20 protein-coding genes and 1 pseudogene are annotated in these 21419 nt (G+C 68.0%); 7 read left to right on the top strand and 14 right to left on the bottom strand.

Translation table 11 applies throughout. The features are described 5' to 3' along the window. Positions 1–128, bottom strand: a pseudogene (locus FZ029_RS31400) (branched-chain amino acid ABC transporter permease LivH); the annotation flags it as partial. A 764-nt stretch (positions 129–892) separates the two neighbouring features. Further along, positions 893–2017: an alanine dehydrogenase gene (gene ald, locus FZ029_RS31410; RefSeq protein ID WP_149273990.1), complete on the bottom strand. Its 1125-nt coding sequence runs from the start codon at positions 2015–2017 to the stop codon at positions 893–895. A gap of 200 nt (positions 2018–2217) precedes the next feature. Between ald and FZ029_RS31420 the strand changes: the two genes are divergently transcribed. Both FZ029_RS31420 and rnk read left to right on the top strand, forming a co-directional pair. After that, a complete protein-coding gene (locus FZ029_RS31420) occupies positions 2218–2697 on the top strand; it encodes an Lrp/AsnC family transcriptional regulator (protein WP_149273992.1) in 480 nt (159 codons plus the stop codon). A 410-nt stretch (positions 2698–3107) separates the two neighbouring features. Further along, positions 3108–3530: a nucleoside diphosphate kinase regulator gene (gene rnk, locus FZ029_RS31425; RefSeq protein ID WP_247892591.1), complete on the top strand. Its 423-nt coding sequence runs from the start codon at positions 3108–3110 to the stop codon at positions 3528–3530. A 147-nt stretch (positions 3531–3677) separates the two neighbouring features. Here the strand turns inward: rnk and FZ029_RS31430 are convergent, their stop codons facing one another. The 4 genes from FZ029_RS31430 to FZ029_RS31450 all read right to left on the bottom strand — a co-directional run bounded on the left by FZ029_RS31430 (position 3678) and on the right by FZ029_RS31450 (position 10326). Further along, positions 3678–4853, bottom strand: a complete 1176-nt coding sequence (locus tag FZ029_RS31430) for a DNA polymerase IV (protein WP_149273996.1) — start codon at positions 4851–4853, stop codon at positions 3678–3680. Positions 4854–4984: 131 nt separating this feature from the next. Then, the gene (locus FZ029_RS31435) at positions 4985–5608 is read right to left on the bottom strand and encodes a DUF2335 domain-containing protein (RefSeq protein ID WP_188052138.1); all 624 of its coding nucleotides are present in this window, start codon (positions 5606–5608) and stop codon (positions 4985–4987) included. Between the two features lie 378 nt (positions 5609–5986). Next, positions 5987–6661 (bottom strand): response regulator transcription factor, encoded by a 675-nt coding sequence (locus tag FZ029_RS31445; protein ID WP_149274002.1) that lies wholly within the window; start codon positions 6659–6661, stop codon positions 5987–5989. 53 nt (positions 6662–6714) lie between these two features. Beyond that, the gene (locus FZ029_RS31450) at positions 6715–10326 is read right to left on the bottom strand and encodes a PAS-domain containing protein (RefSeq protein ID WP_149274004.1); all 3612 of its coding nucleotides are present in this window, start codon (positions 10324–10326) and stop codon (positions 6715–6717) included. A gap of 478 nt (positions 10327–10804) precedes the next feature. On the opposite strand from FZ029_RS31450, the gene FZ029_RS31455 reads away from it, so the two are divergent. Next, positions 10805–11056 (top strand): hypothetical protein, encoded by a 252-nt coding sequence (locus FZ029_RS31455; protein WP_109076207.1) that lies wholly within the window; start codon positions 10805–10807, stop codon positions 11054–11056. 223 nt (positions 11057–11279) lie between these two features. Here the strand turns inward: FZ029_RS31455 and FZ029_RS31460 are convergent, their stop codons facing one another. From FZ029_RS31460 to FZ029_RS31470, 3 genes are all read right to left on the bottom strand, one after another. Next, positions 11280–11570, bottom strand: a complete 291-nt coding sequence (locus FZ029_RS31460) for a hypothetical protein (RefSeq protein WP_109076206.1) — start codon at positions 11568–11570, stop codon at positions 11280–11282. Positions 11571–11662: 92 nt separating this feature from the next. Then, on the bottom strand, positions 11663–11911 hold the full coding sequence (locus FZ029_RS31465) for a hypothetical protein (protein WP_149201067.1): 249 nt from the start codon (positions 11909–11911) through the stop codon (positions 11663–11665). Positions 11912–12227: 316 nt separating this feature from the next. Further along, positions 12228–12767 carry a hypothetical protein gene (locus FZ029_RS31470; protein ID WP_188052139.1) on the bottom strand — a complete coding sequence of 180 codons (540 nt, stop codon included), beginning with the start codon at positions 12765–12767 and terminating at the stop codon, positions 12228–12230. 268 nt (positions 12768–13035) lie between these two features. Between FZ029_RS31470 and FZ029_RS31475 the strand changes: the two genes are divergently transcribed. From FZ029_RS31475 to FZ029_RS31485, 3 genes are all read left to right on the top strand, one after another. Further along, positions 13036–13680 carry a DUF47 family protein gene (locus tag FZ029_RS31475; protein WP_149201068.1) on the top strand — a complete coding sequence of 215 codons (645 nt, stop codon included), beginning with the start codon at positions 13036–13038 and terminating at the stop codon, positions 13678–13680. Positions 13681–13690: 10 nt separating this feature from the next. Continuing rightward, positions 13691–14704: an inorganic phosphate transporter gene (locus FZ029_RS31480; protein WP_149201069.1), complete on the top strand. Its 1014-nt coding sequence runs from the start codon at positions 13691–13693 to the stop codon at positions 14702–14704. A 131-nt stretch (positions 14705–14835) separates the two neighbouring features. Next, on the top strand, positions 14836–15171 hold the full coding sequence (locus tag FZ029_RS31485; RefSeq protein WP_149201070.1) for a hypothetical protein: 336 nt from the start codon (positions 14836–14838) through the stop codon (positions 15169–15171). A gap of 21 nt (positions 15172–15192) precedes the next feature. On the opposite strand, the gene FZ029_RS31490 is transcribed toward FZ029_RS31485, so the two are convergent. From FZ029_RS31490 to rimO, 5 genes are all read right to left on the bottom strand, one after another. Then, a complete protein-coding gene (locus FZ029_RS31490) occupies positions 15193–17982 on the bottom strand; it encodes a response regulator (RefSeq protein ID WP_149274006.1) in 2790 nt (929 codons plus the stop codon). A gap of 192 nt (positions 17983–18174) precedes the next feature. After that, positions 18175–18426 (bottom strand): hypothetical protein, encoded by a 252-nt coding sequence (locus FZ029_RS31495; protein ID WP_109076199.1) that lies wholly within the window; start codon positions 18424–18426, stop codon positions 18175–18177. 106 nt (positions 18427–18532) lie between these two features. Further along, entirely contained in the window at positions 18533–18700 is a 168-nt protein-coding gene (locus FZ029_RS33265; RefSeq protein WP_167393469.1) for a hypothetical protein, read from the bottom strand. Between the two features lie 80 nt (positions 18701–18780). Beyond that, positions 18781–19128: an HNH endonuclease gene (locus tag FZ029_RS31500; protein WP_149201072.1), complete on the bottom strand. Its 348-nt coding sequence runs from the start codon at positions 19126–19128 to the stop codon at positions 18781–18783. Positions 19129–19167: 39 nt separating this feature from the next. Further along, on the bottom strand, positions 19168–20487 hold the full coding sequence (gene rimO / locus FZ029_RS31505; RefSeq protein WP_149274016.1) for a 30S ribosomal protein S12 methylthiotransferase RimO: 1320 nt from the start codon (positions 20485–20487) through the stop codon (positions 19168–19170). Between the two features lie 467 nt (positions 20488–20954). Between rimO and FZ029_RS31510 the strand changes: the two genes are divergently transcribed. Then, on the top strand, positions 20955–21407 hold the full coding sequence (locus tag FZ029_RS31510) for a MarR family winged helix-turn-helix transcriptional regulator (protein ID WP_149201073.1): 453 nt from the start codon (positions 20955–20957) through the stop codon (positions 21405–21407). The last annotated feature ends 12 nt before the right edge of the window (positions 21408–21419 follow it).

Below are 21419 nucleotides of genomic sequence, written 5' to 3' on the forward strand. Positions count from 1 at the left end.
TAAATCTCGCCATGGGCGAAGTTGATCATGCCGATGATGCCGTACACCATCGTGTAGCCGATCGCGATCAGGCCGTAAATCGCCCCAAGCGACAAGCCGTTGATCAATTGCTGTATGAAATAATCCATCAGACAGGCTTCTCCCACTCTCCCAGGACACCGATTAGGCAGGCACGCGAGACTTGGTGCTCAAGACTTGAATTAAGCCGTGTGCGGCAGCGGAGTTCCGATCCGGATGAACGGGGGAGAACATCCAGGACCGAGGCAGGGGACGCTTGGAACCCCGCCGCCGCACCCGGTTCTTGCCGAAGCCCCGCCGGATGCGGGATCCGGCGGGGCTTCGGGCGAATTCGTTATCGGGGACCGCCGCGGGTCTGCGTCTGGCGGGTCTGGACGTGACCGGCCGGAATCGTCCGGCGGCCCGGGATCGGGCCTTCCGTCATCCGGATATGCGACGACAGCGCGGGGGTGCGGTTCTGCACCCGAGCGGCGTTCCGTCGTTCGACCATAGCCAACAGCTCCCACTTGCGCGGCACGGCCTGCGGCCGTGGCGTCCCCACCGGCATTGCTGCCGGACGTCCTGTTTGTGAATCACGGCTCAGATCGGACGGAATGACCGCCCGGTCCGGACCAATCGGCGAAAGGCGCCGCGCCTTACCCTGTTCAAAACTGTTCTTGGTCTTCCGCCCCGGCACTTAGGTACCGGTTGCGTATGCTGTCAGTTTTCTTGACACAGACAGGTAATGCAACTTGATCAGTAGGCGCAACACTCTCTTTCCGCAGGCCGAAAAAAACAACAATCATTCTGAACGCATGGAGCTGTTCCGATGAAAATTTCCCGAGCTTGCGCGCATGGGAAACATCGTTCAGATCCTTGTCAACAGCTGTTCACATCATCCGCCGATCGCATCGCGGGGATCGGTGAAGGGCTGTCCCAGGGCCTCGGCCACCGCCCGATAGGTCAGGCGGCCGGCCTGGACGTTCAGCCCGGCCAGCAGGTGCGGATCCTCGGCCAACGCCCGTTTCCACCCCTTGCCGGCCAGCGCCTGGACGAAGGGCAGGGTGGCGTGGTTCAGCGCCTCCGTGCTGGTGCGGGCGACGGCGCCCGGCATGTTGGCGACGCAGTAATGGACGACGCCGTCGACCACATAGGTCGGGTCGGAATGGGTGGTGGCGTGGCTGGTCTCGAAACAGCCGCCCTGGTCGATGGCGACGTCCACCAGCACCGACCCGCGGCGCATGCCGGCCAGCTGGTCGCGGCGCACCAGCTTCGGCGCGGCGGCCCCCGGCACCAGCACGGCGCCGACCACCAGATCGGCATCGGCGACCAGCCGGTCGAGCGCGTCGGCCGAGGCATAGACCGTCTTCAGCCGCGGCCCGAACAGGTCGTCGAGCTGGGCCAGCCGCGGCATGGAGCGGTCGGCAATAGTGACGTCGGCACCCAGCCCCATCGCCATGCGGGCGGCATTGGTGCCGACCACGCCGCCGCCGATGACCAGCACCTTGCCGGGCAGCACGCCGGGCACGCCGCCCAGCAGGACGCCGGAGCCGCCGTTGCTCTTCTGCAAGGCGACGGCGCCGACCTGGATCGCCATGCGGCCGGCGATCTCCGACATCGGCGCCAGCAGCGGCAGGCGTCCGGCGCGGTCGGTGACCGTCTCATAGGCGATGGCGGTGCAGCCGCTTTCCATCAGCAGCCGGGCCTGTTCGGGATCGGGGGCGAGGTGAAGGTAGGTGAACAGCACCTGATCCGGGCGCAGCCTGCGACATTCCGCCGGCTGCGGCTCCTTGACCTTCACGATAAGCTCGGCCTTCGCGAAGACCTCCTCGGCGGTTTCGGCGATCTCGGCCCCCGCCGCGCGGTAGGTCTCGTCGGAAAAGCCGATCTCGGCACCGGCGCCGCTCTGCACCAGCAGGGCATGGCCGTCCGCCGCCAGTTCGCGGACCGAGGCCGGCGTCAGCCCGACGCGGTACTCGTGGTTCTTGATTTCCTTGGGAACGCCGATGCGCGTGACCATGCGAGAACTCCCCGATCCGAGCGACTGCTCCAGCCAATCCGCCTGATCTGGTATCCGGGGAAACCATCGGTCTGGCTGATTGTCTCAGTAAAGTCACTATACGGCCGGCGGACGGAGAGAATCTCTGCAAAGCCTTGCATGAATCCCCCATAGTGTGGTGGTGCTTTCGCACGATCCGCCACGTCTTCGAATAAAATTGCATGCACGCCCTGGACGCCCTGGACCACAAGATCCTGCGCCTTCTCCGCAAGGACGGCCGGATGAGCAACGCCAAGCTGGCGGCGGAGGTCGGGCTGTCGCCATCGGCCTGCCTGCGCCGCCTGCACATGCTGGAGCACTCCGGCGTCATCCGCGGCTATACCGCCATCATCGAGACGGCGGACGAGGAGCGGTCGGTCACGGTGATCGTGCAGATCACGCTGGAACGGCAGACCGACGATTACCTCCGTCGCTTCGACGCCGCCGTCCGCCGCTGTCCGGAGGTGCGGGAATGCTATCTGCTGTCTGGCAGTTCCGACTATCTGCTGCGGGTGGTGGCGCAGGACCCGGTCGATTACGACCGCATCTACAAGGACTCGCTGTCGCGCCTGCCCGGCGTGGTCCGCATCCAGTCGAGCTTCGCCATCCGCAGCGTCGTGCGGCCGGGCAGCCTGCCGGCGCTGGAGGAGCAGGCGGACTGACCGTTGAGAGAACGTCTTCCTCTTGCCCAAGGGGCAGGTTCGCTCAGCAAGGGCCTTGCTTCAGGGAGTGGGGGCCGCGTGCCACGGTCGTGATCGTGTAATCCTTGAATTCCGGAGCGAACCTGTCCAAGTTCGGGGAACCATGACACTGCCGCCCCGCCATATCCGTAACCTCCTGCGTGCAGGCCGCGTTCACGCAGGCTCGCTCGCCCCGGATCTGGTCGCCTGAGGCAAGGCCCCCGGACCGTCCGGGGCCAACATCGTCTCCAAATCCAAGAGAGCCGCTCGAACCGCATCCATGCGGTCGCGGGTTTATCACGTGCAACCGCTGCATGACCGATGAGGCGTCCACCGGGGGGCGCCGCCTGGCAGTTGGTTGCGCATGCCGAGAAAAGCGAAGGAAGACCTCGATGCGTTCCGCAGACCAGTTTCCGCCCATTGTGCTGACCGCCACCGACCATGACCGCCTCTCGGCTCTGGTAGAGGCCGTTTCCGAGAGGTTGCCCGATGTATACGCGTACCTTACGGTCGAACTGGAGCGCGCTGCGGTGATCGATGCCAGCGAACTCGTGACGACGGTGGTCACGATGGGCGCGCGCGTGGCGTTCCGGGACGAGGTAACCGGACAGGAGCGGACTGTCACCCTGGTTTATCCGGGTGATGCCGACCTCGCGGCTGGTCGGGTGTCTGTGCTGACCCCCATTGGCGCGGCCCTCATTGGCGTCGCGGAAGGACAGTCGATCACATGGTACACGCGTGAGGGCGAGGCGAAGACCCTTACCGTTTTGGCCGTCGAGCCTCCCATTGCGGACAGGGGCGCCGTCGCCGCATGATCCGCGGTCGGACGAGCGACTGCATGCAAGACGCTTCACAACCGCTTCGTCGGCTGGGCGGCTATAGCCTCGCGACGTTGCTCCGGTTCGTGCCGTCCGATGGGAAACACGCCCTGTGCCAAGGCCGCTGATCTTTCATGTTCCCTCTCACCCGAACAAATCCAGTTCCGGGTCGGGCGCGGTTTCCGGGTGGGTCAGGTCGGTGCAGCCGATGCCGATCAGGCGGAAGGCGCGGCCGTCCACCTCGCGCTCCAAGAGGGCGATGCCGGCGGCGAGGATCGCCTCGGCCGAGCGGGTCGGCTCCACCCGGCGGGAGCGGGTCAGCTGCTGGAAATCCTTGGTCTTCAGCTTCAGGACCACGCTGCGGCCCAGCAGCCCTTCGCGCTCCAGCCGGCGGGCGACCTTGTCGGCCAGCGGGCGAAGCTCCTGCGCCAGGGCGGGCAGGGTGGTGACGTCCCAGTCGAAGGTTTCCTCCGACGAGATGCTCTTGCTCGGCGATTCCGGATGCACCCGGCGGGAATCCTCGCCGCGGGCGTAGCTGTAGAGCACCCGGCCCATGGCGCCGTAGCGCTTGACCAGCCAATGCTCGTCCTTGTCCTGCAGGTCGCCGACGCGGGTGATGCCGTCGGCGAACAGCTTGCGTTCCAGCGCCGGGCCGACGCCCCACAGGATGGTGACGCGCTTGGGCGCCAGGAAAGCCGCCGCCTCCGCCCGGCCGAGCGCGGAGAAGCCGCGCGGCTTGTCGAGGTCGGACGCGATCTTCGCCAGCAGCTTGTTGTAGCTGAGGCCGATCGAGGCGGTGATGCGCAGCTCGCTCTCGAACCGGCGGACGATCTCCACCAGCGCCTGGGCCGGGCTGATGCTGAGTCGGTCCTCGACACCGGTGAGGTCGAGATAGGCCTCGTCGATGCTGATCGGTTCGACCAGGGGGGTGAAGGCCTCCATGATCGCGCGGGCCTGGTGGCCGACCTCTTTGTACTTGGCGATGTTGGGGCGGATGATGGTGGCGTCGGGGCAGCGGTCCAGCGCCTCGCGGATCGTCATGGCGGAGCGGACGCCCGACATGCGCGCGACATAGCAGCAGGCGGCGACCACCCCGCGATGGTCGTCGCCGCCGACGATCACCGGCCGGCTGGCCAGCTCCGGCCGGTCGCGCTTCTCCACGGTGGCATAGAAGCTGTCGCAGTCGATGTGGCCGATGGACAGGCTGTGCAGCTCCGCATGGCGGAACAGCCGCCGGCTGCCGCATTTCGGGCAGCGCGTCAACTCGCCCGGCAGGGCGGCGGCGCAGTCGCGGCAGACGCTTTGCACGGCGGTGGTCATCGTGGCTGACCCGTGGCTTTCTCGGTCCGGCGGTCGGAAAGGCCGAGAGTAGCAATACGCGGCAGTGGGGGCCAGTGTTTGGGTACGTATGGTGAACGGAACTGACAGTCCGTGTCAGGGCTTTCCGGCCCTTATTTCCTACGTTTGCCGTCTGGATCCTGAGATGGCTGCGAGGTGGACTCGCCCCGGTGAACCTGCTTCCAGGCGTTGACGAATGCCGGCACAAGGCCGAGCGCACTTGCTCCCACCAGGGCAAGCGCAACCTGTTCGTGGCCGGCGACCGCACAGAAAATGGCGCCGCCGATCAAAGCAATTCCAATTATAAAGCCATAGCTCAAGCCCCAGAAGGCATTGCGTGCCTGGGCGCTGATCGCCGTTCGCTCCCAATCGATCTGGTGGTCGAGTTGACGCTCCGCCATGGCCAATATGCGCTCGGCAGCGCCCGGCACAATTTCTTCATATTGGCGAAGCAGTGCAGGCGGAGGCATGGGGCCTTCGAAACGCTCGTGCCTTTCAAGAATGCGTACGACCGCGGCACTGGCCTCTTCGGCCTTTTCAGGCCCGAGCATTCCTTCAAGCGCCTGCTCGATTGTGTTTTCCAACGGCTCTGGAACAGGAAACGCCCCCTGCTGGGCAGAAGGCGTTTTCGTTGGATCGGTCTTTTGGATTTTCTGATCGGGCATCATGGGCGCGATGGCATCAGAATGCTTGCCCATCCCGCTCACGCCGCATCGCTGTGCGAAGATGATCTCCAACCGCCCGCCAACTGCCGCGGATGCCGTCGCCGCTGTAACGGGGTGGATTGAACTCCGTCGGTCCGAGCAAGGTCATCGCACCCAGACCCATGACGAAACCGGACCAGAATGTGCGGCCAGCCTTCGGCGTCGCCGACGCACGGTCTTCCCGCTGCGCACGATACACGGCCTTTTTGCTGCTACCCACGACATCCTCCCCGCTCATCGAGCGTCACATCATGCCATGCGTCTCAATGCGCCTCAATGCGTCATGACACGACACGCCATAACAGGACATGACACGCTATAACAGATGGATGCGTAGGGTGGTTACGGCAATCTGCACAAACGCGCTGTCGGCTTGGCGTACGCAAGTTACTTTCAGACGCTTGCCATACCTCACCGCAGCACGTCCCCGCCCACCGCCAGCCGGCCGGCGACGACGGCGGCCTGGGTGCGGCTGACCACGTTCAGTTTGCGCAGGATGCTGGAGACGTGGACCTTCACCGTCTGCTCCGACACGTTCAGCTCGCCGGCGATCTGCTTGTTCAGCTTGCCGTCGACGATCATCGTCAGGATGCGCAGCTGCTGCGGCGATAGGGAGGCGAAGCGGCGGGCGGCGTCGGCCTCGTCGGCTTCCGTCGAGGCGGCGGACAGCGGCGGCGCCCAGGTTTCGCCGGACAGGATGGCGCGGATGGCGTCGGCCATCGCCGGCATCGACAGCGATTTCGGGATGTAGCCCGAGGCGCCATAGGCCAGCGCCCGGCGGATGGTGTCGGAGTCCTGCAGGGCCGACAGGATGGCGACCGGCACGGTCGGGTGGTGGGCCAGCATCAGGAACAGGCCGGCGAAACCGTGGGTGCCGGGCATGTTGAGGTCGAGCAGCACGAGGTCGATGTCGTCCGGCTGCCGCCCCACCGCGGTCATCACCGAGTCGAGGTCCGGGCATTCGATCACCCGCACCTCTGGCATCGCCTTGCCCAGCGCATCGCGCAAGGCGGCCTGGACCAGCGGATGGTCGTCGCCGATGACGATGGTCGTTCCTTCGCCAGCAGCTGGGTTTTCCTCGCCCATGGCTTCCGCACTCCCCCCATTTGCGGCCGCCCGGCTTTTGTCCGGTTCCGGCCTTAGCGTTCGGCCACGGCCGCCGTCTGCAGCGCCGCCCCGTTCAGGAAGCGGCGCAGCGACGCCGGCTTCACCGGTTTGTAGAGCACGCCGCAGCCGCAACGCTCCGCCTCGGCCCGCACCGCTTCGGAACGGTCGGCGGTCAGCAGCAGCCCCTTGACCGGACGGTCCCACAATTCCCGCAACCGTTCCAGAACCGCAAGCCCCGTCTGCTCGCCGCCGCCCCCAGTGCCGATGTGATAATCGACGCAGACCACATCGGGAAGCGCCCCGTCGAAGGGAACCAGCGCCGCCAGCGCCCCGGTGACGTCCGACGCCGTCGCCACCCGGCAGCCCCATTGGCCGAGCAGGGCGCGCAAGCCGGCCAGGATCGGCTCCTCGTTGTCGATGCACAGCACCAGCAGCCCGGCCGACAGGGCGGCGGGGGTGGAGACCGGGCGGTCGACCGGCGCGGCGCGGGCCTGCTCCAACGGCACCTCCACCGCGAAGCCGGTGCCGCGCCCGACGGTGGAGCGCAGGCTGACGGGATGGCCGAGCAGCCGGGCGATGCGGTCGACGATGGCGAGGCCGAGGCCCAATCCCTTGTCGGCGGGGTTGCCGCCGCCGTTTTCGCCGCCCAGCCGGCGGAACTCCTCGAACACCTCGCGGCGCTTGGCCTCGGGGATGCCGGGGCCGGTGTCCCAGACCTCGATGCGCAGGCGGTCGCCCCCCAAAGAATTGCCATTCACGGGGTCGCGGCGGCGGCGGCAGCCGAGCAGGACGCGGCCCTTCGGCGTGTAGCGGATGGCGTTGGACAGGAAGTTCTGCAACACCCGGCGCAGAAGCTGCGGGTCCGACCGCACCACCGCGCCGCAGCCGACCACCTTCAGCGTCAGGCCGCGTTCCTGCGCCAGGGCGGAGAACTCCACTCCCAGCCCGCGCAGCAGTTCGTCGATGGCGAAGCTGCGCATCTGCACCCGGACATTGCCGGCATCCAGCGAGGAGATGTCGAGCAACCCGCCCAGCAGCATCTCGGTCGAACGCAGGGAGGCGGCGGCGTTGTCGATCATGCCGCATTCGGCCGCCCGCTGGTCGGGCGTCGGCAGGGCCCCGCGCATGCTTTCCTCCAGCGCCGAGACGAACAGGCGGGCGGCGTTCAGCGGCTGCAGCAGGTCGTGGCTGGCGGCGGCGAGGAAGCGGGTCTTGCTGGCGTTGGCCGCCTCGGCCTCCGCCTTGGCCTGCTGCAGGGCGTCGGTGCGCTCCCGCACGCGGTGCTCCAGGCTTTCGTTGGCCTCGCGCAACGCCTCGGCGGCGCGGTAGCGCTCGGTCACGTCGGTGTAGGTGGAGACGTAGCCGCCCTCCGGCAGCGGGTTGGCGACGATCTCCAGCACCGTGCCGTCGGGCCGGCGCCGCTCGTAGCGGTAGGGCCATTGCTGGTTGGCGGTGTCGCGGTTGGTCAGCAGCGCCTCCATGTCGTGGGCGCTGTATTCGCCGCGCCGCTCGTTGAAGCGGATCAGGTCGGCGAAGGGCACGCCCACCCGCACCATGTCCGCCGGCAGGTCGAGCAGCTCCAGATAGCGGTGGTTCCAGGCGGCGATGCGGTGGTCGGCGTCGATAACGCAGATGCCCTGGCCGATGTTCTCCAGCGTCGCCTGCAGCAGCTTCCGGTTGAAGCGCAGCGCCTCCGACGCCTCGTCCAGCATCGCCATGGCGTCGCCGCGCGACAGCGACCGGCCTTGCAGCGAGGCGGCCATCACCACCCGCGCCGACGCGGCACCGATGGCGCCGGCGATCAGCGTCTCGGTGAAGCGGACGGCGTCGAGGTCGGCGGGGCCGGTCTCGCCCTTGCGGCCGGCGGAGTTGAGGAGGCCGCCTCTGGCGGCGTAGGCGTCGAAGGCGGCGTTGCCGCGCTCCGCCCCGACGAAGCGGATGGCGAGCGCGCGCAGGTCGGCGAGTTTGGCGAGAGCCTGGGGGCTGTCGTCCTCGTCCCGGTCGGCGGTGGCGGTGGTGTAGAAGACGGCCTGGGTGCGCTCCACCGCGCTGGGGCGGGCCAGCAGGGAACCGGCGACGAAGGCGATCAGGTTGGCCAGCAGGCTCCACAGGCTGGCGTGGGAGATGGGATCCAGCCCCTCGATCCCGAACAACGCCTGCGGGCGCAGCCAGCCGATGCCCCAGGGGCCGAAATCCAGGAAATCGGCGGACACCGGGATGATGCCGCCCATCGACGGCACCAGCAGCGTGTAGACCCACAGCAGGAAACCGGCGCCCAGCCCGGCCAGCGCCCCCACCCGGTTGGCGCGCGGCCAGTACAGCCCGCCGAAAAAGGCCGGCCCGAACTGCGCCACCGCGACGAAGGAGAGCAGGCCGATGACGGTCAGCGGGTAATCGCGGTCGACCAGCCGGTGCATGACATAGGCCAGCAGCAGGATCCCCAGCACCGACAGCCGCCGCACCAGCAAAAGCGTGCCGACCATGTCACGCCGGCCGACGCGGGCGGCGAAGCGGGGACGGCTGAGCAGCAGCGGCATCACCACGTCGTTGCACAGCATGGTGCTGAGCGACACCGCTGCGACGATGACCATGCCGGTCGCCGCCGACAGGCCGCCGATGAAGGACAACAGGCTGAAACCGCCGGCCCCCGCCGCGATGGGCAGCGTGATCATGAAGGTGTCGGGGTTGATCCCGCCGGTTCCATTGTTTCCGGCGCCGAACGTCACCAGACCGGCCACCGCGATGGGGATCATCAGGGCGCTGAGCGCCAGCAGGTAGGTCGGGTACATCCAGGCGGCGGCGCGCAGATGGCGGGGGCTGTCATTCTCCACCGTCATCACATGGTACATCTGCGGCAGGCAGAGGAAGGCGATGATCGAGATCGCCGTGTTCGACCACCAGGTCGGGTCGGTGAAGTCGGGCGACAGCAGCGGATCGGCCTGCGGCCGGGCGATCAGGTCGGTATAGCCGTCGAACATGCCCCAGACGATGAAGGCCGCCACCGCCAGGAAGACGGTCAGCTTCACCAGACTCTCGAAGGCGATAGCCAGCATCAGGCCGCGGTGGTGCTCGCTGGCGTTGATGTGGCGGACGCCGAACAGGATGGTGAAGACCGCCATCGACAGCGCCACCGCGAAGGCGGTGTCGCCCCAGATCGGCGGCGGCAGGGCGGCCGGAGCGGCCAGCGAGGGTGCGGTCAGAACGTCGAAGCTGGCGGCCACCGCCTTCAGCTGCAAGGCGATATAGGGCAGCACGCCGACCAGCGCGGTCAGCGTCACCAGCGCCGCCACCGCCTGACTCTTGCCATAGCGGGCGCCGATGAAGTCGGCGATGGAGGTGACGTTCTGCGCCTTGGTGATGGCGATGGTCTTGGTCAGCACCGGCCGCGCCGCCAGCAGCAGGATCATCGGCGCCAGATAGATCGGCAGGAAATCGAAGCCGCTGGCCGACGCCCGCCCGACCGAGCCGTAGAAGCTCCAGCTGGTGTTGTAGATGCAGAGCGTCAGCGCATAGAGGATGCCGGCCGCCCGTGGCGACGACGACAGCAGCGCACCCCCGGCGGTGCGGCGGTCGCCCCACCAGGCGATGGCGAACAGCACCCCCAGATAGGCCGCCGAAACGGCCAGCACCAGCCAACTCTGCACGACCGCCGGACCTGTTGTGGGAGGGAAGTACGCGATGACCCTATCCCAAGGCCCGGCCCGCCAACAACGGCCGGGCTCGACGTTGCCCAAAAATTGTGCAGAGCTGAACGAAGGTAGGGGGCGCACATGGTTCGCAGTTCGAACTATTCTGCGCCTGCCGGACGCCGCCGTCCCGGTCGCCGCTGGTGCGACGGTTGGCGTTCCTGCTCCCGGCCTTGGGCATCCGCTCAGGATCGGGGACCGCCGAAGCGGCCGTTTCCGTCTCCTCCCTCGTACGGGGACGGCCGCTTCCGCGCCTGCCGTTTTGGACCGGCGGACGTGGGGCAAACGGGGGTCCCTGTCGGTTTACTGCGTCGTCATCGCTGGGAAAGCGCCACGAACGGTCCAATCTATGGCAAGATGGTCCATCGTGAGGGAGACCGGCCGTCGGTGCCGGCCCCGGTGCGTGGCCTGAAACGGAAGACGGACGCCCAACAGAATGCTGATCGACGCCTATTTGGGATTCCGGGTCGGGGACGTGGTCCTGGACCGTGCGGAACTGGCGGCCGGCACCGCCACCATCAAGGAAATCCACGTCGTTCCCTGTGACTGGGCGCATGGCCTGACCGGCATCGCCGTCATGGAGAATGGTGCCGAGCGTTTCATCGTCCAGCTGAAGAAGGTGCGCCCGGCCGAGGAAGAGGTCGAGACCGAAAGCAACGTCCGGCCGCTGCGGCATCGCGCGCGCTGAAATCGGTGTTGAACACGGCAAGGCCCGCCGCCCCGGATCGGAGCGGCGGGCCTTTGCTTTTGCGGCGGCCGGCAAGACCGCCGATCATCCACTTCTCTCAGCCGTCATTCCCGCGAAGGCGGGAATCCATCCTGTTCAGCGGCTTATCCGCGGGGTTTTCTGGATCCCCGCCTTCGCGGGGATGACAGCCGATAATCGCCCCTAAACAGACAAGTAGCCCCGCTCAGTGGCGAAGCTGGACGCGTCCGCCGTTCCTGCGCGCGTCGTCGACGCTGGCGATGACGGGAAGGCCGCGCAGGAAGGCGGCGCCGGTGTCGGTCGCCTCGAACAGGACATGGCCCTGGCGGTCCTGGCCGCGGAAACGGGCCTCGGTCGCCATGCCGGCATTGCGGACGGCAGCCGACAGTTCGGACACGGCCCTCCAGATGCGGGCGCGGTGTTCGGCGGCGCTGGCGCAACCGGTCGCATCCGCGACGGCCAGCGTTACGGTGAAGGAATGAAGCTCGATCGCCATGGTGGCACCACGGAACTTGAAGTGCGGGATTGGAAAACCCGGATCGTTCCGGCCATCGCCGGATACGGTGCCGGCCCTAGGGATCGAGAAACTCAGTCGTAACGGGGAAGCTTCGACAGGACGATGTCGCTGATGAGGCCGCGGAGCTGGCTGACCGGGAGCTGTTCGACCGGAATGCGGACGGCGCGGGCGTAGGTCTCGCAAACGTGCCAGGCATGGTCGGGTTCGACCAGGATGTGCCGGGCGAGATCATGTTCATCGGCGTTCGCCCGACCGGGGAGCGCCTTTTCACAGGCCAGGACGGTTTGCACCATGTCGCTGGCCAGACTGTGCAGATTCATGGATGGCACCTTCCCATGTTCGGGATTTTGTTGGGAGCACGAACAGACTAGACCTTCGGACCGGTTTCCACAATGGTGCCTATGACGTTCGGCTGTGACAATTCAACGATGGTGTCGCATCGAACATTTCGGCGCCCATTCCGGCGATGCCGCCGCGAACCGGCCGATACCGGCATCAACATAGGTCGGGGCGAATTATTCCGCCTGTGACCGTTTCGCGGGTCTGACGCGGCAAATTCCGGCCCGATCCTTCGGCAATCCCCTCTTGCGCCGGGCGCGGTTTTGCCCATGGGGTGGAGGCGGCGATTGCCGCCGGTCAGGTCCGGATCAGGCCATCCTGCTTCGGCGGGGCCGGCGTTGGGGTTGGGGTGGTTGGAGTCGGGGTGGCGGGCGGCGAAAGCTGCCAGTTGTCCAGCGCCCGCCTCAGCGCGTCCAGCCCGGCGCCGGCAGAGGATTTCGCCTCGTCGGCGGCGCGGGTGATGGCGGCGCACAGCGCGGCGCGGCGTTGGGGATCGTCGCGGCTTTCCTCCAGCGCGCGGCCGAGATCATCCGTCGTGTTGCCGCCCCTGGCGTCGGGCTGCGCCGTCTTCGGGTCGATGCCCAGCAGCGGCAGCAGATACTCCCGCCCCTTCTCGCGCGCCACCGCCACCGCCTTGTCGCCGAACCGCTCCGCCGCCGCCAGGCCGGTGTCCCAGGCGCCGAGCGCGGCCGAGACGGTGGGGCTGCAGCGGCCGGCCGGTTCCTCCGGGGATGGCGTCGGAGGCGTCGTCTGGGCGTGCAGCGGCGCGGCGCTCAACAGCAGGGCGGCGAGGGCCGGCATGCCAAGGCGGCGGAGGGGATTGGTCGGGCACGTCATGCGGGAGGACCTGCGGTCGAAGGGGGCCTTCGGGTGATTTGGGGAGGCGGCGGGCGGCTTTCCATGGCCCCCCTTTACGGGGCGAGGTCCGGCCGGTGCGGTGGCGGGAAAAGCGGCGATATGCCGCGACCTGTGGCGATTTTGCTACCGAATGACGTTTTCATGGCGTTTACATGACATGCCGCCGCTGCACCGCACCGCGAAGCGTGGTAAGAGCAGCCCGAAATCTCACCAGTCCCCTATCCAGATACAGGCGAGTCACCGTCCCATGCTGCTGCGCGCATTCCGTTCGCTGATGCCGAAGGAGGAACGCTTCGTCGACCAGTTCGTCGAGCAGGCCCGCCATATCGTGGCAGCCGCCGCCGCCCTGGAAGCGGTGATGGACGCAGGGCCGGACGACCGAACGCAGAAGATCGCGGCGCTGAAGCGGGTGGAGAAGGACGCCGACCGCATCGCCAAGGATGCCGGGCGCGACCTGCACCGCGCCTTCATCACGCCGTTCGACCGGTCGGACATCCTGTCGCTGATCAACGCGCTGGACGACGCCATCGACCTGATGGACGAGGTGCCGCGCCATGCCGGCCTGTACGGCGTCGAGGTGTTCGACGAGCCGATGCGCCGCTTCGTCGCCCTGATCCGCCAGCAGGCCGACGTGCTGCTGGAACTGATGCCGCTCCTGGGCGCCATCGCCCGCAACGCCGAGCGGATCGACCATCTCTGCGGCCGGCTGTCCGATCTGGAGGACGAGGCCGACGATGTGCTGCGCGACGCGCTGAAGGCGCTGATCGCGGAGAAGCCGGACATGATCGCCTTCCTCGGCCGGCGCGAGCTGTACGAGATGCTGGAGGCGGTGACCGACCGTTGCGACGACGTCGGCGACCTTGTCGCGGGCATCACGCTCGATCAGGTCTGAGGCGGCGTCGATGGAGGCCCTGCAACTCGGTCTGCCGGCGATCGTCGTCATCGTCTTCGTGGCGCTCGCCTTCGACTTCATCAATGGCCTGCACGACGCGGCGAACTCCATCGCCACCGTGGTGTCGACCCGCGTGCTGTCGCCCAAGCTGGCGGTCCTGTGGGCGGCCTTCTTCAACTTCATCGCCTTCCTGTTCTTCGGCCTGCATGTCGCCACCACCATCGGCACCGGGCTGGTCGATCCGCTGGTGATGGACCCGGCGGTGATCCTGGCGGCGCTGGTCGGCGCCATCGGCTGGAATCTCATCACCTGGTGGCTGGGCCTGCCGTCCTCCTCCTCGCACGCGCTGGTCGGCGGCATCGCCGGGGCGGGCATCGCCAAGGCGGGGTTCGGCGCCATCGTCGCCAGCGGCTTCACCAAGACGGCGGTCGCCATCGTTCTGTCGCCGGGCATCGGCCTGCTGCTGGCGCTGCTGCTGATGCTGGTGGTGTCCTGGGTTCTGCGCCGGGCCGCTCCCTTCACGGTCGACCGGCAGTTCCGCCATCTCCAGCTGGTTTCGGCGGCGCTCTACAGCCTGGGCCATGGCGGCAACGACGCGCAGAAGACGATGGGCATCATCGCCGTGCTGCTGTTCAGCCAGGGCATGCTGGGCGATACCTTCCACGTTCCCTTCTGGGTCATCATCGCCTGCCAGGTGGCGATGGGGCTGGGCACGATGATGGGCGGCTGGCGCATCGTCCGCACCATGGGGTCGCGCATCACCGACCTGAAGCCGTATCAGGGCTTCTGCGCCGAGACGGCGGGCGCCATCACGCTGTTCGGCGCGACGTGGCTGGGCATTCCGGTGTCGACCACCCACACCATCACCGGCGCCATCGTCGGCGTCGGCTCCGCCCGCCGCACCTCGGCGGTGCGCTGGGGGCTGGCGGGGCGAATCGTCTGGGCCTGGGTGCTGACGATTCCCGCCTCCGGCATCGTCGCCTGGCTGTCCTACCTGCTGGTCGCCGCCGTGCTGCGCCCGTAAGGGCGCCTTTTCGCGGGGAGAACGCCCGCAGAACGATGGGGCGAAAGGATAAGCCCTTCGTGATGCAGCGCGGCCTTGACCCGCAAGGGCCATAACGGCAGGATCGGTGCGGTGGAGACAGGATACCGGTCATGCCGCATATCGAACGCACCGATCAAGGTGAGCAGTATGTGTTTCCCGGCACCGAACGCCGGACGGTCCCCGGCTTGCCCTATGCGGCGGAAGCCGACGGCCAGCTGACCCTGCATTTCTACGCCCCGCCCGACAAATCCGAACGCCGCCCGCGCCCGACCTCGGCGCGCGCGCTGTCGTCCACGCCCCTGCCGGTGACGGCGCTGCCGGCCAATGCGGCGATGGCCCCGGCGATGGCACAGGCGCAGACGGCGCCGGCGGCGACCGACTCCGCGCCGCAGAGCCTGTTCGGCCGCCGGCTCGCCCATTTTCCGCGGGTGTTCGACCAACCCTGAGCGGCGGACGCCCGACCGGTCTCAGGCGGTGCCGGTGCGGCTCCGCGTGGCGTCCAGAGTGCGGGTGACTTGGCGCAGCAGGACCTCGCGGTCATAGGGCTTGCCGACGTGTCCGTTCATCCCGGCCTCGCGGCAGTCCCGCCGTTCCTCCTCGGACGAACCCGCGGTCAGCGCCAGGATCGGCAGGTCGCCGCGCGGCGGCGGCATCGCGCGGATGGCGCGGCTCGCCTCCAGCCCATCCATGCCCGGCATCTGCACGTCCATCAGCACGAGGTCGTAGTCGCCGGCTTCCACCGCCTCCACCGCCGCGGCACCGTCGGCCACCAGATCGATGGCGTAACCGCTGTCGCGGAACAGGGCTGCCAGCAGTTCGCGGTTGATCGCAAGATCCTCGGCGATCAGCAAGCGCGGCGGCCCCGGGGAGCGTTCGGGGGAGCGTTCGGTGGCATGGGCGGCGGGATTGGCGGCGGGATTGGCGGCGGGACGGGCTGCGGGGGACGGGGAGGGCAGACCGGCGGCCGTCGCCGGGCGTGCGGCTCCTCCGCCTTGCCGGGCGGCGATGCGGGCGAGCTGCCGGCGCAGGTCGTCGATGGCGAAGGGCTTGGCGATCATCGCGACGTCGGGGCCGAAGGCGGACGGGGTGCCGGCGGCATGGGCGGCGAAGCCGGAGGCCAGCAGTACCGGCAGGCCGGGGCGCATGCGGGCGGCGTGCCGCGCCAGCTCCGTCCCGTCCATGCCCGGCGGCATGACGACGTCGCTCAGCAGCAGGTCGAGCGGCTCATGCCCGTCCAGCACCACCAGCGCCTCGTTGGCGTTGGCCGCCGCGATCACCCGATGCCCCCAGCCGCGCAGCAGCCCGGCCACCATGTCGCGCACCGTCGGGTCGTCGTCCACCAGCAGCACCGACAGCGGCCCGGAAAACGGCGGCCAGGACGGAACGGTGGCCGGAGCGGGAGGTGCCGGGGCAGAATCCAGGATAGAGTCCGGTGCGGCAGCGGGTTCGACCGGCGGCGTCCCAGCCTCCCTTGGGGCCGACTCCGCCGGCAGCAGGCGGCTCGCCGGCAGGCGCACCGTCACCGTCGTGCCGACGCCCAGCGTGCTGCGCAGAGAAAGGGTGCCGCCGTGCAGTTCGACCAGCCGCTTGGTCAGGGGCAGGCCCAGCCCGGTGCCCTCCACCTCGCGGCTGGCGGCGTTCCCGGCACGGGCGAAGGGCTCCAGCACGCGGTCGATGTCCTCGGCCGGGATGCCGAGCCCGGTGTCGATGACGCGGATCACCGGCGCGCCGTCGTCCAGGGCGGCGGACAGCGTCACCGACCCGCCCGACGGCGTGTATTTCACCGCGTTGGCGATCAGGTTCAGCAGGATCTGGCGGATGCGGCGGTCGTCGCCGTGCAGGTTGCGCACCGCCGGCTCCACCGCCGCCGACAGCAGCACGCCGGCGTGTTCGGCCCGCGGGGTCAGCATGCGGACGGCGAAATCGGCGGCATCCTCCAGGTCGCAGGGGCCCTCCTCGAGCGTCAGCGCCCCGGCTTCCGCCCGGGCATGGTCGAGGATCTCGTTGATCAGCTCCAGCACATGCTGGCCGGAATCGCGGACATTGGCGGCATATTGCCGGTATGAGGGCGTGCCGACCGGCCCTTCCGCCTCGCGGGCGATCAGGTCGGAGAAGCCGATCACCGCGTTCAGCGGCGTACGCAGCTCGTGACTCAGACCCGCCAGGAACTCGCCCTTGTCACGGTTGGCGGCCTCGGCGGCCCGGCGCGCGGTCTCCGCCATGTCGCGGGCCTGATCCAGTTCGGCGGCGAGTCGCGCGGTTTCGTCACGCTCGGCGCTGGTCCGCTCCACGGCGCTGCGCGCCTCGGCCAGCGCCACCTGCGCCTTGCGCTCGCGGTCGAGATAGCGCAGGCCCCAGCCCAGCATCGCCAGGATCGCCAGCAGCCCGGCGGCGGTCTCCAGCACCGTGTGCAGGGTGCGGGTGCGCCAGTCGGCCATCGCCTCGTCCCGGCCGATGCCGGTCAGCACCACCAGACCATAATCGCGCACCGTCCGGTAGGCGGCGATGCGCGACACCCCGTCCAGCATCGATTGCAGCAGGAACTGCCCTTCCGGCGCCTCGCGCAGCTTCGACTGGAACAGCAGCCCGCCGGCCACCGATTTCCCGACCGACTCCCCGGTGGCCGGGCGGCGGGCGATGATCTCGCCGGTCGGGCCATAGACGCCGATCAGCGGATCGAACTCGACCCCCAGCAGGGCGTAGAAATCGGTCAGCGAGTCCACCCGGATCGTGGCCGACGCCATCCCGACGAAACGCCCTTCATCGTCATACAGGGGGCGCGAGACCGGGAAGACCGGCGGCTGGCCGGCACCGCGGACGGCCTGCGCCGCACCGACATGCAGGCGCGCGCCGCCGCGCAGGGCCGCCAGCCCGGCCGGATCGGCGAAGTCGGCGATGCGGTTGGGAAAGCTGGCCGATTCCAGGACGGCCCGGCCGTCGGCGTCATAGATCCAGATGGCGTCGGCGCCCTCGAGCTGGGCGGCATATTCGCGCAGACGGGTCCAATGCTTCAGGTCGCGCACCTTCTGCGGGCCGCCGGCCTCCGCCACCATCGCCGCGGTCTGGTCGAGCGCCACGTCGGCCGTGCGCACCGTGCGGTGGACATGGTCGTCGACCAGCCGGGCCATGTCCCGGACCATGGCGAAGCGGCGCTGCAGCGTGTCCTGGTAATCGTGGTAGATCCGGTGGCCCGCATTGCCCGCCAACGCGGCCAGCACCACGACCATCACCAGCGCGCCCCGTAGGAAGCGTCCCACGAATCCCCCTTCTTATGCCGTCTTCATGTGCCGCCTTCTTGTGGCGATGCGCGATGCGGCCTGAACAATGCTTCACGCTCAAACTATCACGAATCCGGGCTGTCCGATGCGGGATTCGACCGGGCGGGCTCTCGGGGTTTGTCCTGATGGCGGGGTTTGTCCAGATGGTCCGCCGCTTTTCGGAAGGATCGGTCAGGCTTCCTGGACGGTCTCGATCTCCGACAGGTCGGACAGGCGGCGGGCCAGACGTTCGGTGCAGCGGATTTCGAGGATGCCGAAGCCGGCGTTGGGGGCGATGGTGTGAAGATCGCCGGCCATGCCGTTCTCGCTTGCCAGCCGCCGCACCCGCTCCACCATGGCGTCGCGTTCCGGCCGCCCCGGGCGCAAACCCGGCAGCGGGCGGGTGAAGTGGAGCTTGTAGCGCTTGAAGATCGAAGGGGCCATCAGGTCACGGGTGCGAAGTGGGGGCGGTCACGAGGGGAGTCGGGTCCCTGGATGCCGTCCCCCGGATCTCGCACAGGCCGGCGGTGCGATGCCAGCCTGAAAAGGCTTACTTCTTGGGTTCGACGTTTTCGGCACCGGCGCGGGTGCCGCCGAAGCGGTCGGCGCCCTTGGCGTCGGGGGCGTCCGGCTTCTTGTGGTTGCCGGTGTTCTGCTCGCCCTCGGTGTGGCGGACGGTCTGTTCGGTGTGGGGCTGCTTGTTCTGCTGGCCGGTCATCGGTCGGGTCTCCCTTATATAAGGTGTCCCCCCTTAACCGGATCGGCCGGCTTTGGTTTCGGTCGTGGTTGCGGTCGACCTCAGCTTTGCCGGGCGATGGCCTGCGCCAGCGCCATCCACCGCTCCTCCTCCTCCGCCCCCTCGTCGGCGTCTCGCAGCGCGCGCAAGGGGGGCCAGACGCCGAGCCGGCTGGAGCGGCGCAGCGCGATGAAGCGGTCGAGTTCCTCCGCGGTCGGCAGCCGGTCGTCCTTGCGCTGGTTGCAGCGGCGGTGCGCCAGCACGACGTTGGCCGGATCGTCGATCCCGCCATAGGCCTGGGGGATCAGGTGGTCGAAGGTTGCCTTCGCCCCCACCGGCCCGTCGCAAAAGAAGCAGCGCCCGCCCTGCTGGACGTCCATCAGCCGGGCATCGTCCGGCGTCACGGGCATGGCGCTCTCCATCAGCGTGTCATTGGCGCTTGGACAGGGTTACAGGTCGCGCTCGACGCTGCCCCACAGGTCGTATTCGTCGGCATGCTCGATGGTGACGTCGACCATGTCGCCCGGCTTCAGGCCGGTCTCGCCGTTCAGGAAGACGTTGCCGTCGATCTCCGGCGCGTCGGCGTAGGAGCGGCCGATGGCGCCGTCCTCGTCGACCTCGTCGATCAGCACGCCCAGCGTATAGCCGACCTTCTGCTGGAGCCGCTCGGCGCTGATCGCCTTCTGCGTCTCCATGAAGCGTTCCCAGCGCTCCTGCTTGACCTCTTCCGGGACGGCGCCGGGCAGGTCGTTGGCGGTGGCGCCCTCCACCGGCTCGTACTTGAAGCAGCCGACGCGGTCGAGCTGGGCCTCCTTCAGCCAGTCCAGCATGAACTGGAAGTCCTCCTCCGTCTCGCCGGGGAAGCCGGTGATGAAGGTGGAGCGCAGGACCAGATGCGGGCACTCGTCACGCCATTTGCGGATGCGGTCGAGCTGCTTTTCCTGGGCGGCCGGGCGGCGCATCGCCTTCAGCACGGTGGGCGAGGCATGCTGGAACGGGATGTCGAGATAGGGGAGGATCCTGCCCTCCGCCATCAGCGGAATGACCTCGTCCACATGCGGGTAGGGGTAGACGTAGTGCAGGCGGACCCACAGGTCGAAGTTCGCCAGCTCGTTGCACAGGTCGAAGAAGCGGGTGCGGACCTCGCGGTCGTACCATTTCTCCGTCTTGTACTTCACGTCGACGCCGTAGGCGCTGGTGTCCTGGGAGATCACCAGCAGTTCCTTGACGCCGGCGACCGCCAGCTTTTCCGCCTCGCGCAGGACCGAATGGATCGGCCGGCTGACCAGATCGCCGCGCAGGGACGGGATGATGCAGAAGCTGCAGCGGTTGTTGCAGCCTTCGGAAATCTTCAGGTACGCGTAGTGGCGCGGGGTCAGCCGCAGCCCTTCCGGCGGCACCAGATCGGTGAAGGGATTGTGCGTCGGCGGCACCGCCTCGTGCACCGCGCTGACCACCTGTTCATACTGGTGGGGACCGGTGACGGCCAGCACGTCGGGGTGGATTTGCCGGATCATGTCCGATTCCACGCCCATGCAGCCGGTGACGATGACCCGCCCGTTCTCCTTGATCGCCTCGCCGATGGCGTCCAGCGACTCCTTCTTGGCGCTGTCGAGGAAGCCGCAGGTGTTGACCAGAACGACGTCCGCGCCGTCGTAGCTGGGGGAGATCTCGTACCCCTCCGCGCGCAGGCGCGTCAGGATGCGCTCTGAGTCGACGAGCGCCTTGGGGCAGCCGAGGCTGACGATGCCGACCTTCGGGGCGCCCATGGTCTGGGCGGCGGCCGGCGATGCGGACTTCGGAACGGGAGATGTGGTCATCGCGCGCGTATACCGCCGAATCGAAGGTTACGCCAGTGAAACATGGCGACAATGGCCGCCAGCATGGCCGATATGCCGATTTCGCTTGAGTTTGCCTGGAGTTCCCACGCCTCAGGTCCTTTTGCCGGTCCCAAGGCAATGCGACAATTTGCAACAAAAAGATGAAGTGTCCGATGTTTCGTTTTTTGTTCGACCGCGCTAATATATGTAGTGGTGTCATGATCAGCGTGGCTGCCGCATTACCGCGATAGCCGTCTGCCTTTTGGTACAGCCATCGTATAGCCACTAAACTTTATAGAGTGGAACAAATGGACTTTGCAAAAGTGCGCGGCGTTGCTGCGGGCCGGATGGCGATGCGGAACAACGGGGCGCCCATCGGTGCCGGCGCCACGGGAGCCGGATCCATCGGAGCCGCCATGGACTTCACCGAACCGGATCATGCCGGCGGCGCGTCGCCGCAGGCCATTGCCGACGTCATGCTTCAGATCGCCCACATCGCCGACAGCCTTGGTTATACCCACGGATTGAAGCCGTCGCAGTGGACGGCGCTGCGCTATTTCGCTGGCGCCAACAACAGCCAGCGCACGGTGTCGGCCTTCGCCGACTTCCACGCCACCACCCGCGGGGCCGCCTCGCAGATGGTGGAGGTGCTGGTGGGCAAGGAGCTGCTGGTCCGCGTGCCGGTTCCGGAGGACCGCCGCGTCACCCAACTGCACCCGACGCCGAAGGCGCTGGAACTGCTGCGCCACGACCCGCTGAACGACTTCGCCGACGTCATCGCCGGGTTGCCGGGCGACGACCAGTACAAGCTGGCCGAGACGCTGACCAGCCTGCTGCGCGGCCTGCTGGAGAAGCGGCAGTCCGTCTGATCCAGGGCCGTC

The sequence above is a fragment of the Azospirillum sp. Sh1 genome, from assembly GCF_008365135.1.
Taxonomy (GTDB): domain Bacteria; phylum Pseudomonadota; class Alphaproteobacteria; order Azospirillales; family Azospirillaceae; genus Azospirillum; species Azospirillum oryzae.